Raw genomic sequence first — 15,561 nt, forward strand, 5'->3', positions numbered from 1 at the left:
TCGTCAGGGACAACGCTCGGGAAGGGCTTTTGTTCAGAACGGCCACGGAGCTGGCACCCTTGTTGCTAACACCTCACTACCCGCCGAGTGAGTGTCAAAAAATTGCGGGTCGCCAACGACGTAAGCTCGTCAAAGAGAGAAGCCATGAGCCAAGGTATTGAATTCAATCGGTTGATGCTGGACATGCGTTCCATGCAAATGGATGCCATGTCTGCGCCGAAATCGACTGCCGCCGTTCCAGAACTGGGTGGCAGCAGCTTTTCCGACATGCTCGGTCAGGCTGTCAATAAAGTGAATGACACGCAGCAAGCATCCAATCAGTTGGCCAGCGCCTTCGAGATTGGCAAGAGCGGCGTCGACCTGACGGACGTGATGATTTCCTCGCAGAAGGCGAGCGTGTCTTTCCAGGCGTTGACCCAAGTGCGCAACAAGTTGGTTCAGGCCTATCAAGACATCATGCAGATGCCGGTTTAAGGACGTATTGAGTCATGGCAGAAGCAATCGCCGATAACGTTCCGGCCAAGGCCACTCCGGTAGACGGCAAACCGCCGCTGTTCGGATTGTCCTTCCTGGAAAACCTCTCCGAGATGACCATGTTGCGTCAGGTGGGCCTGTTGGTCGGCCTGGCTGCGAGCGTGGCGATTGGCTTTGCCGTGGTGTTGTGGTCCCAGCAGCCGGATTACCGGCCTCTGTACGGCAGTCTTGCCGGCATGGATGCCAAACAGGTCATGGAAACCCTGGCCGCTGCCGACATTCCCTACACCGTTGAACCCAACTCCGGTGCCTTGCTGGTCAAGGCCGATGACGTGTCCCGTGCGCGGCTCAAGCTCGCGGCTGCTGGTGTCACTCCCAGCGACGGTAACATCGGCTTTGAAATCCTCGACAAGGACCAGGGCCTGGGGACCAGCCAGTTCATGGAAGCGACCCGTTATCGTCGTGGCCTGGAAGGCGAACTGGCGCGCACCATTTCCAGCCTGAACAACGTCAAGGGTGCCCGCGTGCACCTGGCGATTCCGAAAAGCTCGGTGTTCGTGCGTGACGAGCGCAAGCCAAGCGCGTCGATCCTGGTTGAACTGTATTCCGGCCGCTCGCTGGAGCCGGGCCAGGTACTGGCGATCATCAACCTGGTGGCAACCAGTGTTCCCGAGCTGAGCAAATCGCAGATCACCGTGGTCGACCAGAAGGGCAACCTGCTGTCCGATCAGGCGGAAAATTCTGAACTGACCATGGCCGGCAAGCAATTCGATTACAGCCGTCGCATGGAAAGCATGCTGACCCAGCGCGTGCACAACATCCTGCAACCGGTGCTGGGTAATGATCGCTATAAAGCCGAAGTCTCGGCCGACGTGGACTTCAGCGCCATCGAGTCGACGTCCGAGCAATTCAACCCGGATCAACCGGCGTTGCGCAGCGAGCAGTCGGTCAACGAACAACGCACCGCCAGCAATGGCCCGCAAGGTGTGCCGGGTGCCTTGAGCAACCAGCCGCCGTCGCCGGCCTCTGCGCCGCAAACCACCGGTGGCAGCACCGCAGCGGCCGGCATGGTTCAGCCAGGCCAGCCATTGATCGATGCCAACGGCCAGCAAATCATGGACCCGGCTACCGGTCAGCCGATGCTGGCACCGTACCCGGCGGACAAGCGTCAACAGTCCACCAAGAACTTCGAGCTTGATCGTTCCATCAGCCACACCAAGCAGCAGCAGGGGCGTTTGAATCGCTTGTCGGTGTCGGTGGTGGTGGACGATCAGGTCAAGGTCAACGCATCCAACGGCGAAACCACCCGTGCACCGTGGAGCGCCGACGAATTGGCGCGCTTCACTCGCCTGGTCCAGGACGCCGTCGGTTTCGACGCCAGTCGTGGTGACAGCGTCAGCGTGATCAATATGCCGTTCTCCGCCGAGCGCGGTGAAGTGATTGCCGATATTCCGTTCTACTCCCAGCCGTGGTTCTGGGACATCGTCAAGCAAGTGCTGGGTGTCTTGTTCATCCTGGTGCTGGTGTTCGGCGTGCTGCGCCCGGTGCTCAACAACATCACCGGTGGCGGCAAAGGCAAGCAACTTGCAGGTCTGGGCAGCGACGTGGAACTCGGTGGCATGGGCGGCCTGGACGGCGAACTGTCCAACGACCGCGTCAGCCTCGGTGGCCCGACCAGCATCCTGCTGCCGAGCCCGAGCGAAGGCTATGACGCGCAGTTGAACGCAATCAAGAGTTTGGTGGCAGAAGATCCGGGCCGTGTGGCCCAGGTCGTGAAAGAGTGGATTAACGCAGATGAGTGATAACCGAGCCGTTGCCGCCAAACTGACCAAGGTCGACAAAGCCGCGATTCTGCTGCTGTCCCTCGGTTCCACCGATGCTGCGCAAGTGCTGCGCCACATGGGGCCCAAGGAGGTCCAGCGTGTGGGCGTGGCGATGGCCCAGATGGGCAACGTGCACCGCGAACAGGTCGAGCAGGTCATGAGCGAGTTCGTCGACATCGTCGGCGACCAGACCAGCCTGGGCGTCGGTTCCGATGACTACGTGCGCAAAATGCTCACCCAGGCACTGGGCGAAGATAAGGCCAACGGCCTGATCGATCGCATCCTGCTGGGCGGCAACACCAGTGGCCTAGACAGCCTGAAGTGGATGGAACCGCGCGCCGTCGCCGACGTGATCCGTTACGAGCACCCACAGATCCAGGCGATCGTCGTGGCGTACCTCGACCCGGACCAGGCCGGTGAAGTGCTGGGCAACTTCGACCACAAGGTGCGCCTGGACATCATTCTGCGAGTGTCCTCGTTGAACACGGTGCAGCCAGCCGCGCTGAAAGAACTCAACCAGATTCTCGAGAAGCAGTTCTCCGGCAACTCGAATGCCTCGCGCACCACCCTGGGTGGCATCAAGCGCGCGGCCGATATCATGAACTTCCTCGACAGCTCGATCGAAGGCCAGTTGATGGACTCGATTCGCGAAGTCGACGAAGACCTGTCCGGTCAGATCGAAGACCTCATGTTCGTGTTCAACAACCTGTCCGATGTCGACGACCGCGGGATCCAGGCATTGCTGCGCGAAGTGTCTTCCGACGTGCTGGTGCTGGCCCTCAAGGGTTCGGACGAAGGCGTCAAGGAGAAGATCTTCAAGAACATGTCCAAGCGTGCGGCCGAACTGTTGCGCGACGACCTCGAGGCCAAGGGCCCGGTGCGCGTCAGCGACGTGGAAACCGCACAGAAAGAAATCCTCACCATTGCCCGCCGTATGGCCGAAGCCGGAGAAATCGTTCTCGGCGGGAAGGGCGGCGAAGAGATGATCTAAGGTCACTATGTCGTCCAAACATGATGAGTCCCAGACCGACCTGATCCGTGGCAAGGCCGTCGCCGGTTTTGACGTCTGGGCGTTGCCCAGTTTCGACCCTTTTGTGCCAGAGCCCGAGCCGGAACCCGAACCCGAGCCGCCGGAAATGGAAGAGGTGCCGCTGGACGAAGTCCAGCCACTGACCCTGGAAGAGCTCGAAAGCATTCGCCAGGAGGCCTACAACGAAGGCTTCGCGGTGGGCGAGAGAGAAGGTTTTCACAGCGCCACGCTCAAGGTTCGTCAGGAAGCGGAAGCGATCCTGGCGCCCAAAGTCGCAGGCCTGGAGCAGATGATGGTCAACCTGTTCGAGCCCATCGCCGAGCAGGACACCCAGATCGAAAAGTCGCTGATCGACCTCGTGCAGCACATCACCAAGCAGGTGATTCAGCGCGAACTGGCCATCGACTCGACGCAGATCGAACACGTCATGCGCGAGGCACTCAAGCTTTTGCCGTTGGGCGCGACCAATGTGCGCTTGTACATCAACCCGCAAGATTTCGAACAGGTCAAAGCCCTGCGCGAGCGCCATGAAGAAACCTGGCGCATCGTCGAGGACGTGTCCCTGTTGCCCGGCGGTTGCCGGGTCGAAACTGAACACAGTCGCATCGACGCCACCGTCGAAACCCGTGTGGCGCAAGTCATGGTCAAACTGTTCGATCAGTTGCATGACCAGGCCTTGCACCCGGCGGAGCCGGATCTGAGCCTGGAATTGCCCATCGACGACAAACCGGCAGTGGCGCCGGTAGAAGGGCACGCGGACGATCCCGATGCGCCTTGATCGCACCAGCTTCGCCAAGCGCCTGGGCAGCTACGCCGAGGTTACCGAGCTCGCCGGGACGCCGATCCTTGAAGGTCGCTTGCTGCGCATGGTCGGCCTGACCCTCGAAGCCGAGGGCTTGCGCGCCGCCATGGGCAGTCGCTGCATGGTCATCAACGACGACAGTTATCAGCCGGTGCAGGTCGAAGCTGAAGTCATGGGCTTTTCCGGCAGCAAGGTTTTCCTGATGCCGGTCGGCAGCGTCGCCGGCATTGCGCCGGGTGCCCGAGTAGTGCCGTTGGCCGATACCGGTCGCTTGCCGATGGGCATGAGCATGCTCGGGCGGGTGCTCGACGGTGCCGGTCGTGCGCTGGACGGCAAGGGTGGCATGAAAGCCGAAGACTGGGTGCCGATGGATGGCCCGACCATCAACCCGCTCAAGCGTGAACCGATCAGCGAGCCGCTGGACGTGGGTATTCGCACCATCAACGGATTGTTGACGGTCGGTCGTGGTCAGCGTCTCGGCCTGTTCGCTGGTACCGGTGTCGGTAAATCCGTGCTGCTGGGCATGATGACGCGCTTCACCGAGGCCGACATTATTGTCGTCGGGCTGATCGGTGAGCGGGGTCGTGAAGTTAAAGAGTTCATCGAGCACATCCTCGGTGAAGAAGGGCTCAAGCGTTCGGTGGTCGTCGCGTCGCCGGCGGACGATGCACCATTGATGCGTCTGCGCGCCGCAATGTACTGCACGCGCATCGCCGAGTATTTTCGCGACAAGGGCAAAAATGTCCTGTTGCTCATGGATTCCCTGACCCGTTTCGCCCAGGCCCAGCGCGAAATCGCCCTGGCCATCGGCGAGCCTCCGGCTACCAAAGGCTATCCGCCGTCGGTATTCGCCAAGTTGCCGAAACTGGTGGAGCGGGCCGGTAATGCCGAGAAGGGCGGTGGTTCGATCACCGCGTTTTACACCGTATTGTCCGAAGGCGATGACCAGCAGGACCCGATTGCCGACTCGGCGCGAGGCGTGCTCGACGGGCACATCGTGCTGTCCCGGCGTCTGGCTGAAGAAGGTCACTACCCGGCCATCGATATCGAAGCGTCCATCAGCCGGGTTATGCCGTCAGTGGTCAGTCCCGAGCACATGACGCGCGCGCAGATGTTCAAGCAGTACTGGTCGCGCTATCAGCAAAGTCGCGACCTGATCAGCGTCGGTGCCTACGTGCCGGGCGGTGATCGAGAAACCGACATCGCGATTTCGCTGCAACCGGCCATGACCACGTATCTGCGTCAGGGCTTGAACGACAACATCGGCATGGCGGCCAGCGAAAACCATCTCGCTACCATCTTCGCCCCGGCAGCGGGCGGCTAACCGGCCATGGCCCAGAGCCGTGCGGCACGCCTGGCACCCGTGGTGGAAATGGCTGAAAAGGCCGAAAAAACCGCGGTCATGCGCCTTGGGCACTTTCAGGGCCAGGTGCGTCTGGCGGAGAGCAAACTCGCCGACCTCGAAAGCTTTCGCCTCGATTATCAGGAGCAATGGATCGTACGCGGCAGCAGTGGCGTTTCCGGCCAATGGTTGCTCGGCTATCAAGGCTTTCTTGCACAATTGGGCACTGCCATCGATCAACAGCGCCAGAGCTTGAACTGGCACCAGAACAACCTCAACAAGGCGCGCGAGTCCTGGCAGCAGGCGTTTGCACGGGTTGAAGGGTTGCGAAAACTTGTACAACGTTACATGGCCGAAGCGCGCAAGCTCGAAGACAAGCGCGAACAGAAGCTGCTGGATGAATTGTCCCAGCGGTTGCCGCGGCATGATCCTTATTGAATTGTTGTTCTTGCCCCCATTCGAACCAAGTGCTAAACCTTGTACACGTACGCTCACCCATGACAAGGAAGCCGTTAGATGTCAGTTACTACAGAAACCTCCAAGGATGGGACCAAGCTGACGATTTCGATCAAGGGGCGCTTCGATTTCGCCAGGCATTCGGAATTTCGTGAGTCCTACGAAAACCTTGAGCCAAAACCGGAATCCTTCGAAGTGAATTTGAAGGACGCCACGTATCTCGACAGTTCGGCGCTCGGAATGCTCTTGCTGTTGCGTGATCACGCCGGTGGTGAGAATGCCGAAATCAAGTTGACCAATGCCAACGCCGATGTGCGCAAGATTCTCGCGATCTCCAACTTCGAACAAATTTTCGACGTTGCATGACTGCCCCACAGCCGTCACTCGAGCCGCTGACAATTCTCATCGCTGAAGACAGCGCGGCCGATCGCATGCTGCTGTCGAGCATTGTCCGACGCCAGGGGCATCAAGTCCTGACCGCCGCCAACGGTGCCGAGGCCGTCGAGGTTTTTCGCCTGCAACGGCCGCACCTGGTGCTGATGGACGCCATGATGCCGGTCATGGATGGATTCGAAGCGGCGCGGCAGATCAAGGATCTGGCCGGGGAAACCCTGGTGCCAATCATCTTCCTGACCTCGCTGACTGAAAGCGAAGCCTTGGCCCGTTGTCTGGAGGCCGGCGGCGACGATTTTCTGGCAAAACCCTATAACCAGGTGATCCTCGCCGCCAAAATCAAGGCAATGGACCGCTTGCGACGGTTGCAGGCCACGGTGCTGCAGCAGCGCGACCTGATCTCCAAGCACAACGACTACTTGCTCAATGAGCAGCGGGTAGCCAAAGCCGTGTTCGACAAGGTGGCGCATTCGGGCTGTCTGAACGCACCGAACATCCGCTACCTGCAATCGCCTTATGCGCTGTTCAACGGCGATCTGCTGCTCGCGGCTTTCACCCCGGCCGGCGACATGCACGTGCTGCTGGGCGATTTCACCGGTCATGGTCTGCCCGCCGCTGTTGGCGCCATGCCTCTGGCTGAAGTCTTCTACGGCATGACAGCCAAGGGCTACGGCCTGGCAGAAACCCTGCGCGAGATGAACGCCAAGCTCAAACGCATCCTGCCGGTGGATATGTTCTGTTGCGCGACGCTGCTGTGCCTGAGCTTTCAGCGACGTTCGGTGGAGGTCTGGAACGGCGGGATGCCGGACGGTTATCTGCACCGCATCGCCAGTGGTGAGCGCACGCCGCTGCTGGCGCGACATTTACCGCTGGGGGTGCTTAGCCCGCAAACCTTCAATGACAGCACCGAAGTGTTTCCGATGGCCGTTGGCGATCGTGTATTCCTGTTGTCCGACGGGGTCATCGACACCTGCGATGCCAACGAACAGTTGTTTGGCGTGGAACGCTTGCAGCGGGTGTTTGCGGCCAATCGAGAGCCTGATGCGCTGTTCGAGGAGATCGAGCAGGCGTTGCGGGATTTCCGTGGCGAAGCGCGCGATGACGTGAGCATGGTGGAGATCAGTCTGCTGGAAGCGGCGCAACTGAGCCCGCCAGCGTTGGTGTACTCCGACAGTGGTCAGTCATGCCCGCTGGACTGGTCGGTGAGTTTCGAGTTTCGTGCCGATACCCTCAAACGGTACAACCCGTTGCCTTACCTGTTGCAATTACTGCTTGAGGTGCATGGCCTGCGGGCTCAGAGTGGTGCGCTCTATAGTGTACTGGCAGAGCTTTATTCCAATGCTCTGGAGCATGGCGTGCTCGGCCTGGATTCCAGCCTCAAACGCGATGCGGCGGGTTTCGCCCGCTATTATCAGCAACGCAATGAGCGGCTGGATGAGCTGCGAGACGGTTGCGTGCGGGTGCATCTGCAGGTCGCGCCACACGGCGAAGGCGGTCATCTGATTATCCGGGTAGAAGACAGCGGCGCGGGTTTTGACGTGGCCCGGGTGATGGAGCGTCCCGTCGATGGTGGTCGTCTGTCGGGGCGCGGCGTCAGTCTGATCCGTCAGTTGAGCCACAACGCAAGTTGGACCGACAATGGTCGTAGTGCACGCGTGGAGTTTTTCTGGGAGGCTCTGGCATAATTTACCCATTCTTGATCAAGGAGTGAGCAAGTGGCTGACACACACCTGAACCGCGAGGCGCTGAGCTCGTTGCGGGAAATTATGGAAGATGAGTATCCGATGTTGTTGGATACCTTCATCGCCGATTCCGAAGAACGTTTGCGCGTGTTGCGAAAGGCTAAAGATACCGCCCAGATAAAGGAGACCGCCCATAGTTTCAAGGGCAGTAGCAGCAACATGGGCGCTACACGCCTCGCTGAGCTGTGCAATGAACTTGAGCAGCGCGCCGAGCAAAAAAAACTCGCTGGCATTGAAAAACTGGTCGGGGAAATCGACGACGAGTTCGCCTTTATCCGACCGCTGTACGAGGCGGAGCGCCAGCGCTCTCCCGCTGGCTAAGGCGACCATTCGGCACTTTTGACATCGGTCGGTCAGACCTGGCTCGACCTTTGCAATCAACTCTCTCAACTGTACCTACGATCTCAGTGCAGCGGAGACTGTTTAATGCCCGTTACCCCACATTCGCTTCTTCAGGCTGTTGCCACGGCCAAGACTCAAGCCGCCAACGCCAATACCCCGGCACCGGCCTCTGAGCCAGCGGGAAAGGCGTCCAGCTTCGCTGATGTTTACGCTCACCAAGCCCAGAACAAGCCTTCTGTGGTAGCGGATAAACCTGCCAAACCTGTTACTGACAGCGGCCCAAAGGGGTCGGGCAAAAAGGATGTCAGCAACGATAAGCCTGCCGCCCCGGAGCCGGCGGTTGCCGATAGCGGCAATTCCTTGCCTGCCGATAAACCGGCGCAGGCTAACGGCACGACCACCAGCGATGACAAGACTGACGTCACTGCAACACCCGTGGCCGATACGACGCCGGTGGACCCTGCCTTGATGCCGGGGGTGCTGCCGCTGGTAACCGTTCCGGTCGCGCCATCGGCCCCGCCGGTTGCCCAGAGTGCTCAGCCGCAGGTTGAAGCGTCAGTGGCCTCTGTCATTGCCGCACCTACGCCAGCACCGGCGGCCGCCGCCGCTACCGCTGCCGATAGCGATTTCGATCCTGCAGCTGACCCGCTCGATGCGCTGCCAGCCGTACGCATGGCCATGGAGCAGAGTGGTCACGTCTCAGCCAGCAGCCAGGCTCAGCCTAAAGCGACGCCCGCACAGACTCAGGCCGACGGCGAACTGACCTCGGCGCAGAGTTTTACCGCTGGCATGGCCAACATGCTCAATGTGCAAGCCGACAAGGACAGCACCAGCCAGGGTGGCGAGAAAGCCTTCAGCGGTCTGATCGATGACGGTCTCAAGGACCTGAAGAGCGCCACCAGCGACACCCGTGTCGATGACTTTGCCAACCGTCTGGCGGCATTGACCCAGGCGGCCACCCCCAAAACCGCCAATGCCTTGCCGGTGAACCAGCCAATCGCCATGCACCAGAGCGGCTGGACCGAAGAGGTGGTCAACCGGGTCATGTACCTCTCCAGCGCCAACCTGAAGGCAGCGGACATTCAGTTGCAACCCGCTGAACTGGGGCGTCTAGACATTCGGGTGAACATGATTCCCGATCAGCAGACCCAGATCACCTTCATGAGCGCCCATCCAAGCGTGCGCGAGGCGCTGGACGGGCAAATGCATCGCCTGCGCGACATGTTCGCGCAACAGGGCATGGGTCAGGTTGACGTCAACGTGTCCGACCAATCGCGTGGCTGGCAAGGTCAGGGGCAGGGCCAGGAACAGGCGCAGCAAGGGCAGGGTGGCCGTACCAATGCCAGTGGTGGTCGTCTCGACGCAATGGATGACGAGATCACTCCGAGCGTCGCCGAAGTGGCCGCCGCCACGGCCACCAGTGTCATCGGCTCCAGCGCCGTCGACTACTACGCCTGATCAAACGCAATACCCGCTCTTGTGGGAGCGAGCTTGCTCGCGATAGCGGTGTAGCAGTCAACGAGCATGTTGAATGTCACACCGCTATCGCGAGCAGGCTTGCTCCCACATTTGTTTTATGGTGTCCATCAATCCCCGCCCAGCCCTCGTCAGACACTTCTGGCATAACACTTGCTCTTGCCTTGCCGTGCGACTGTGAAAACCCGAATAGTGACGGATTATTGGCATGGCGAAGAGCGACGCAGCAGTAAAAGACCCCGCAACCAAAGGCAAGATCAAGCTGATCATTTTGATCGTGGTGGCTCTGCTGCTGGCGATTGGCGTGTCTGTGGGGGCGACCTGGTTTTTCATGCACAGCGCCCAGAGCAAACCTGCTGAGGCGCAACCGGCCGTGGTCGGCAAGCAGCCAGCGATCTTCGAACCGATGGCCCCGGCCTTCGTGGCCAACTACAACGTGAACGGTCGCCAGCGCTACATGCAGGTGAGCATCACCCTGCAAGGTCGCAATCAGGCCGACCTCGAAGCGCTCAAAGTGCACATGCCGGTGATCCGCAACAACCTGGTGATGCTGTTCTCCGGCCAGGATTTCGCCACGCTGGCGACGCCGGTCGGCCAGGAGATGTTGCGTCAGAAGGCCACGGCCAGCGTCCAGGAAGTGGCGCAGAAAGAACTCGGCAAAGTGGTGATCGAACAGCTGCTTTTCACTAATTTCGTACTGCAGTAGGAACACGACATGGCCGTGCAAGACCTGCTGTCCCAGGATGAGATCGATGCGCTGTTGCATGGTGTCGACGATGGTCTGGTACAGACCGATAACGTTGCTGAACCCGGCAGCGTCAAAAGCTACGACTTGACGAGCCAGGATCGTATCGTCCGCGGACGCATGCCGACCCTGGAAATGATCAACGAGCGTTTCGCCCGCTACACCCGCATCAGCATGTTCAACATGCTGCGCCGCTCGGCAGACGTTGCCGTCGGTGGTGTGCAGGTGATGAAGTTTGGCGAATACGTGCACTCGCTGTACGTCCCGACCAGCCTCAACCTCGTCAAGATCAAGCCGTTGCGCGGCACCGCTCTGTTCATCCTCGACGCCAAGCTGGTGTTCAAGCTGGTGGACAACTTTTTTGGTGGCGACGGTCGTCACGCCAAGATCGAAGGACGTGAATTCACCCCCACCGAACTGCGCGTGGTGCGCATGGTGCTGGAGCAGGCCTTCGTCGATTTGAAGGAAGCCTGGCAGGCGATCATGGAAGTGAACTTCGAGTACATCAACTCCGAAGTGAACCCGGCCATGGCCAACATCGTCGGCCCGAGCGAGGCCGTCGTCGTGTCGACGTTCCACATCGAGCTCGATGGCGGTGGCGGCGACCTGCACGTAACCATGCCGTACTCGATGATCGAGCCGGTGCGCGAGATGCTCGATGCCGGCTTCCAGTCGGACCTGGACGACCAGGACGAGCGCTGGATCAACGCCTTGCGCCAGGACGTGCTGGATGTCGACGTGCCGATCGGTGCCACGGTTGCCCGTCGCCAGTTGCGTTTGCGCGACATTCTGCACATGCAGCCGGGGGACGTGATCCCGGTCGACATGCCGGAAGAAATGATCATGCGCGCCAACGGCGTGCCGGCCTTCAAGGTCAAGATGGGCTCGCACAAAGGCAACCTCGCGTTGCAGGTGATCGAGCCGATCGAGCGCCGCTGACAGGCGCTCCAATCCCCCCTTTAATTCGCTGCTCTTGACTGAGCAGTTGCTCGCCGAGGACACATGATGAACGACGATATGAACGCCCAGGACGACCAGGCACTGGCTGATGAATGGGCCGCGGCCCTGGAAGAAACCGGAGACGCCGGGCAGGCCGATATCGATGCGCTGCTGGCGGCCGATAGCGGTTCGTCGGGCTCCAACCGTCTGCAGATGGAAGAGTTCGGCAGCGTGCCGAAGAATCACGAGCCGGTCACCCTGGACGGTCCGAACCTGGACGTGATCCTCGACATCCCGGTGTCGATTTCCATGGAAGTGGGCAGCACCGACATCAACATCCGTAACCTGCTGCAACTCAACCAGGGCTCGGTGATCGAGCTGGATCGCCTGGCCGGTGAGCCGCTGGACGTACTGGTCAACGGCACCCTTATCGCTCACGGCGAAGTGGTTGTGGTCAACGAGAAGTTCGGCATTCGCCTGACGGACGTGATCAGCCCAAGCGAACGCATCAAGAAGCTGCGCTAAGTGAAAAAGGTTCTGGGTGCTTTGCCGGGATTGCTGCTGGCGTTGCCGTTCAGTGTTCTGGCTGCCGAGCCGGTGGCGAGCGCTGCGACGGTCGCTGCTGCGCCGGTGGTCAACAGTGGTGTGGCCGGGCAATTGACGCAGCTGGTGTTCGGTTTGCTGCTGGTGCTGGGGTTGATTTTCTTCCTCGCCTGGCTGTTGCGCCGGGTCCAGCAGGCCGGGCCGGCGGGCAAAGGGCAGGTGATCGAGCTGATCGGCTCGCGCGCGCTGGGCCCGCGTGACCGTTTGATGCTGGTGCAGGTCGGCAACGAGCAGATCCTGCTTGGCTTGAGCCCTGGCACCATCACCGCGCTGCACGTGCTCAAGGAGCCGGTGCAAGTGCCTGGCGGTACCGAGAAAGCGACTCCGGAGTTTGCCCAGCATCTGTTAAGGATGCTCGGCAAGGATCAGAAGGATAAGAAGTAATGGGTGCGTTACGCATCGTCTTGACGCTGGCCCTGGTGCTGGCCGCGCCGTTGGCGTTCGCCGCCGATCCGTTGTCGATCCCGGCGATCACCTTGGGCACCAATGCCAACGGCGCCCAGGAATACTCGGTCAGTCTGCAAATCCTGCTGATCATGACCGCGCTGAGTTTTATCCCGGCGTTCGTCATGCTGATGACCAGTTTCACCCGGATCATCATCGTCTTCTCGATCCTGCGTCAGGCCCTGGGCTTGCAGCAGACGCCGTCGAACCAGATCCTCACCGGCATGGCGCTGTTCCTGACGCTGTTCATCATGGCGCCGGTATTCGACCGGGTGAATCAGGACGCCTTGCAGCCGTACCTGGCGGAAAAACTCACCGCCCAGGATGCCGTGGCCAAGGCCCAGGTGCCGATCAAGGACTTCATGCTGGCCCAGACGCGCAGCAGCGATCTCGAGCTGTTCATGCGCCTGTCCAAGCGCACCGACATCGCTTCGCCGGATCAGGCGCCGCTGACCATTCTGGTCCCGGCGTTCGTCACGTCAGAGCTTAAAACCGCGTTCCAGATTGGCTTCATGATCTTCATTCCGTTCCTGATCATCGACCTGGTCGTGGCCAGTGTGCTGATGGCGATGGGCATGATGATGCTTTCGCCGCTGATCATTTCCCTGCCATTCAAGATCATGCTGTTTGTGCTGGTGGATGGCTGGGCGTTGATAATCGGTACGTTGGCCAGCAGTTTCGGAGGTGTTTCGCCATGACGCCAGAAGTCGCCGTAGACATCTTTCGCGACGCCCTGTGGCTGACCACCATGATGGTCGCGGTGCTGGTGATTCCGAGTCTGCTGGTCGGCCTGTTGGTGGCGATGTTCCAGGCGGCGACCCAGATCAACGAACAGACCCTGAGCTTCTTGCCGCGTCTGCTGGTGATGCTGGTGACGCTGATCGTCGCCGGCCCTTGGCTAGTGCAGACCTTCATGGAATACATCCAGCGCTTGTACGGCAGTATTCCCATGGTCATCGGCTAATTCATGTCGTCGCTGCTGCAACTGACCGATACCCAGATCAGCACCTGGGTGGCGACGTTCATGTTGCCGCTGTTTCGCGTCGGCACGATGCTGATGGTCATGCCGATTTTTGGCACAACCCTGGTCCCCCGGCGGGTGCGGGCCTATCTGGCCCTGGCGATTACGGTCGTGATCACCCCGGCACTACCGCCGATGCCGCCGGTCAATCCGCTGGACCTCAGCGGCCTGCTGCTGATTGGCGAACAGATCCTTATCGGTGCAGTGCTGGGTTTCTCCCTTCAGTTGTTCTTCCAGGCCTTTGTGGTGGCCGGGCAGATTGTCGCGATTCAGATGGGCATGGGCTTCGCGTCCATGGTCGACCCTACCAACGGTGTGTCGGTGGCGGTGATCGGGCAGTTCTTCACCATGCTGGTGACGCTGATGTTCCTGGGGATGAATGGTCACCTGGTGGTCTTCGAAGTGCTCACCGAAAGCTTTACCACGCTGCCGGTCGGCAGTGGGTTCATGGTCAATCATTACTGGGAAATGGCCGGTAAGCTCGGTTGGGTGCTGGGTGCCGCGTTAGTGCTGGTGCTGCCGGCAATCACCGCGTTGCTGGTGGTCAATATCGCGTTTGGCGTGATGACCCGGGCGGCGCCGCAGCTGAACATTTTCTCCATCGGTTTTCCGCTGACCCTGGTACTCGGGATGTTCATTCTCTGGGTCAGCCTGGGTGACATCCTCAATCAGTACCAACCCATGGCCATCGAGGCCTTGCAGTTGTTGCGCGAACTGGCACAGGCGCGCTGAGTCATGGCTGAGAGCGAAAGCGGTCAAGACAAAACAGAAGACCCCACGGACAAGCGCAAGAAAGACTCCCGCGACAAAGGCGAGGTGGCGCGATCCAAGGAACTCAACACCCTGGCGATCATGCTTGTTGGCGCCAGTGCGCTGCTGATTTTCGGCGGTGCCCTGGCACAAGACATGATGGAGCTGATGCGCATCAACTTCTCGCTGCCTCGGGAAGTGATCATGGACCAGAAATCCATGGCCAATTACTTGCTGCGCTCGGGGCAAATCGGCTTGTGGGCGATTCAGCCCATCATGATCTCGTTGGTGCTGGCGGCGATCATCGGCCCGATTTCCTTGGGCGGCTGGCTGTTTGCGTTCAGCTCCATGGCGCCGAAGTTCAGCCGGATGAACCCGCTCAGTGGCCTCAAGCGGATGTTTTCCACCAAGGCGCTGGTGGAGCTGATCAAGGCGTTTGCCAAATTCATCATCGTCCTGTTCGTGGCGCTCGCAGTGTTGTCGTCGGACATCGCTGACTTGCAGCGCATCGCCCATGAGCCGTTGGAAATGGCGATCATTCACAGCCTGCAAGTGGTGGGCTGGAGTACGTTGTGGATGGCCTGCGGGCTGATCATCATCGCTGCCGTCGATGTGCCGGTGCAGCTGTGGGAAAGCCACAAGAAACTGCTGATGACCAAGCAGGAAGTGCGCGACGAGCATAAGGATCAGGAAGGGCGACCGGAGGTCAAGCAGCGGATTCGTCAACTGCAGCGCGAAATGTCCCAGCGCCGGATGATGGCGGCGATCCCGGAGGCCGACGTGGTCATCACCAACCCGACCCACTACGCCGTCGCCCTCAAATACGATCCGGAGAAGGGTGGCGCGCCGATGTTACTGGCCAAGGGCAGCGACTTCCTGGCGTTGAAGATTCGTGAAATCGCCGTGGCCAACAATGTGCTTCTGCTCGAATCGCCGGCCCTGGCGCGCTCGATCTATTACTCCACCGAGCTGGAGCAGGAAATTCCCGGTGGGCTGTACTTGGCGGTTGCCCAGGTACTGGCCTACGTCTACCAGATTCGCCAGCACCGCGCGGGCAAGGGCAAGCGCCCGGACCCGCTCAAGGACGACTTGCCGATTCCACCGGATCTGCGTCGCGATTCCTGAAAAACTCACTGGCAGTGCCGGCCCCATCGCGGGCAAGCCCGCTCCCGCATTTGT

At 60.2% G+C, this 15,561-nt stretch carries 18 protein-coding genes; all 18 read left to right on the forward strand.

Annotation, left to right across the window (positions count from 1 at the left end; all coding sequences use genetic code 11):
- Positions 1-144: 144 nt before the first annotated feature.
- The gene (gene fliE / locus QRN31_RS23105) at positions 145-474 is read left to right on the forward strand and encodes a flagellar hook-basal body complex protein FliE (RefSeq protein ID WP_008072611.1); all 330 of its coding nucleotides are present in this window, start codon (positions 145-147) and stop codon (positions 472-474) included.
- A 14-nt stretch (positions 475-488) separates the two neighbouring features.
- On the forward strand, positions 489-2,276 hold the full coding sequence (fliF, locus tag QRN31_RS23110) for a flagellar basal-body MS-ring/collar protein FliF (protein ID WP_285434765.1): 1,788 nt from the start codon (positions 489-491) through the stop codon (positions 2,274-2,276).
- Positions 2,269-3,288, forward strand: coding sequence for a flagellar motor switch protein FliG (fliG, locus tag QRN31_RS23115; protein ID WP_007894195.1), 1,020 nt, complete (start codon positions 2,269-2,271; stop codon positions 3,286-3,288). Before fliF ends, fliG begins: the two co-directional genes overlap by 8 nt.
- A 7-nt stretch (positions 3,289-3,295) precedes the next feature.
- Positions 3,296-4,105 carry a flagellar assembly protein FliH gene (fliH, locus tag QRN31_RS23120; RefSeq protein ID WP_285434767.1) on the forward strand — a complete coding sequence of 270 codons (810 nt, stop codon included), beginning with the start codon at positions 3,296-3,298 and terminating at the stop codon, positions 4,103-4,105.
- Positions 4,095-5,453, forward strand: coding sequence for a flagellar protein export ATPase FliI (gene fliI / locus QRN31_RS23125; protein ID WP_285434768.1), 1,359 nt, complete (start codon positions 4,095-4,097; stop codon positions 5,451-5,453). The genes fliH and fliI overlap by 11 nt, the downstream gene beginning before the upstream one ends.
- Positions 5,454-5,459: 6 nt before the next feature.
- Positions 5,460-5,909, forward strand: a complete 450-nt coding sequence (gene fliJ, locus QRN31_RS23130; protein WP_208671854.1) for a flagellar export protein FliJ — start codon at positions 5,460-5,462, stop codon at positions 5,907-5,909.
- A 78-nt stretch (positions 5,910-5,987) separates the two neighbouring features.
- Positions 5,988-6,293, forward strand: a complete 306-nt coding sequence (locus tag QRN31_RS23135) for an STAS domain-containing protein (RefSeq protein WP_285434770.1) — start codon at positions 5,988-5,990, stop codon at positions 6,291-6,293.
- Positions 6,290-8,005 (forward strand): ATP-binding SpoIIE family protein phosphatase, encoded by a 1,716-nt coding sequence (locus QRN31_RS23140; protein WP_285434772.1) that lies wholly within the window; start codon positions 6,290-6,292, stop codon positions 8,003-8,005. The genes QRN31_RS23135 and QRN31_RS23140 overlap by 4 nt, the downstream gene beginning before the upstream one ends.
- A gap of 30 nt (positions 8,006-8,035) precedes the next feature.
- Positions 8,036-8,383, forward strand: coding sequence for an Hpt domain-containing protein (locus QRN31_RS23145; protein WP_285434774.1), 348 nt, complete (start codon positions 8,036-8,038; stop codon positions 8,381-8,383).
- A gap of 105 nt (positions 8,384-8,488) precedes the next feature.
- Positions 8,489-9,862, forward strand: coding sequence for a flagellar hook-length control protein FliK (locus tag QRN31_RS23150; RefSeq protein WP_285434775.1), 1,374 nt, complete (start codon positions 8,489-8,491; stop codon positions 9,860-9,862).
- 226 nt (positions 9,863-10,088) lie between these two features.
- Positions 10,089-10,586, forward strand: a complete 498-nt coding sequence (gene fliL, locus QRN31_RS23155; RefSeq protein ID WP_285434776.1) for a flagellar basal body-associated protein FliL — start codon at positions 10,089-10,091, stop codon at positions 10,584-10,586.
- Positions 10,587-10,595: 9 nt separating this feature from the next.
- Positions 10,596-11,564, forward strand: a complete 969-nt coding sequence (fliM, locus tag QRN31_RS23160; RefSeq protein ID WP_090181552.1) for a flagellar motor switch protein FliM — start codon at positions 10,596-10,598, stop codon at positions 11,562-11,564.
- A gap of 66 nt (positions 11,565-11,630) precedes the next feature.
- On the forward strand, positions 11,631-12,089 hold the full coding sequence (fliN, locus tag QRN31_RS23165; protein WP_285434778.1) for a flagellar motor switch protein FliN: 459 nt from the start codon (positions 11,631-11,633) through the stop codon (positions 12,087-12,089).
- The gene (gene fliO / locus QRN31_RS23170; RefSeq protein WP_285434779.1) at positions 12,090-12,551 is read left to right on the forward strand and encodes a flagellar biosynthetic protein FliO; all 462 of its coding nucleotides are present in this window, start codon (positions 12,090-12,092) and stop codon (positions 12,549-12,551) included.
- Entirely contained in the window at positions 12,551-13,309 is a 759-nt protein-coding gene (gene fliP, locus QRN31_RS23175; RefSeq protein WP_285434781.1) for a flagellar type III secretion system pore protein FliP, read from the forward strand. The genes fliO and fliP overlap by 1 nt, the downstream gene beginning before the upstream one ends.
- Positions 13,306-13,575, forward strand: coding sequence for a flagellar biosynthesis protein FliQ (gene fliQ, locus QRN31_RS23180; RefSeq protein ID WP_054049350.1), 270 nt, complete (start codon positions 13,306-13,308; stop codon positions 13,573-13,575). The genes fliP and fliQ overlap by 4 nt, the downstream gene beginning before the upstream one ends.
- A gap of 3 nt (positions 13,576-13,578) precedes the next feature.
- A complete protein-coding gene (gene fliR / locus QRN31_RS23185; RefSeq protein ID WP_285434782.1) occupies positions 13,579-14,364 on the forward strand; it encodes a flagellar biosynthetic protein FliR in 786 nt (261 codons plus the stop codon).
- Positions 14,365-14,367: 3 nt separating this feature from the next.
- Positions 14,368-15,507, forward strand: a complete 1,140-nt coding sequence (gene flhB / locus QRN31_RS23190) for a flagellar biosynthesis protein FlhB (RefSeq protein ID WP_285434784.1) — start codon at positions 14,368-14,370, stop codon at positions 15,505-15,507.
- The last annotated feature ends 54 nt before the right edge of the window (positions 15,508-15,561 follow it).

It is taken from the genome of Pseudomonas sp. fls2-241-R2A-110 (genome assembly GCF_030209165.1).
GTDB lineage: Bacteria > Pseudomonadota > Gammaproteobacteria > Pseudomonadales > Pseudomonadaceae > Aquipseudomonas.

Bases quoted from the DNA above. Each gene is read 5' to 3' on its own strand.
- fliE (WP_008072611.1), top strand. From the start codon at position 145: ATGAGCCAAGGTATTGAATTCAATCGGTTGATGCTGGACATGCGTTCC.
- fliF (WP_285434765.1), top strand. From the start codon at position 489: ATGGCAGAAGCAATCGCCGATAACGTTCCGGCCAAGGCCACTCCGGTA.
- fliG (WP_007894195.1), top strand. From the start codon at position 2,269: ATGAGTGATAACCGAGCCGTTGCCGCCAAACTGACCAAGGTCGACAAA.
- fliH (WP_285434767.1), top strand. From the start codon at position 3,296: ATGTCGTCCAAACATGATGAGTCCCAGACCGACCTGATCCGTGGCAAG.
- fliI (WP_285434768.1), top strand. From the start codon at position 4,095: ATGCGCCTTGATCGCACCAGCTTCGCCAAGCGCCTGGGCAGCTACGCC.
- fliJ (WP_208671854.1), top strand. From the start codon at position 5,460: ATGGCCCAGAGCCGTGCGGCACGCCTGGCACCCGTGGTGGAAATGGCT.
- QRN31_RS23135 (WP_285434770.1), top strand. From the start codon at position 5,988: ATGTCAGTTACTACAGAAACCTCCAAGGATGGGACCAAGCTGACGATT.
- QRN31_RS23140 (WP_285434772.1), top strand. From the start codon at position 6,290: ATGACTGCCCCACAGCCGTCACTCGAGCCGCTGACAATTCTCATCGCT.
- QRN31_RS23150 (WP_285434775.1), top strand. From the start codon at position 8,489: ATGCCCGTTACCCCACATTCGCTTCTTCAGGCTGTTGCCACGGCCAAG.
- fliL (WP_285434776.1), top strand. From the start codon at position 10,089: ATGGCGAAGAGCGACGCAGCAGTAAAAGACCCCGCAACCAAAGGCAAG.
- fliM (WP_090181552.1), top strand. From the start codon at position 10,596: ATGGCCGTGCAAGACCTGCTGTCCCAGGATGAGATCGATGCGCTGTTG.
- fliN (WP_285434778.1), top strand. From the start codon at position 11,631: ATGAACGACGATATGAACGCCCAGGACGACCAGGCACTGGCTGATGAA.
- fliP (WP_285434781.1), top strand. From the start codon at position 12,551: ATGGGTGCGTTACGCATCGTCTTGACGCTGGCCCTGGTGCTGGCCGCG.
- fliQ (WP_054049350.1), top strand. From the start codon at position 13,306: ATGACGCCAGAAGTCGCCGTAGACATCTTTCGCGACGCCCTGTGGCTG.
- fliR (WP_285434782.1), top strand. From the start codon at position 13,579: ATGTCGTCGCTGCTGCAACTGACCGATACCCAGATCAGCACCTGGGTG.
- flhB (WP_285434784.1), top strand. From the start codon at position 14,368: ATGGCTGAGAGCGAAAGCGGTCAAGACAAAACAGAAGACCCCACGGAC.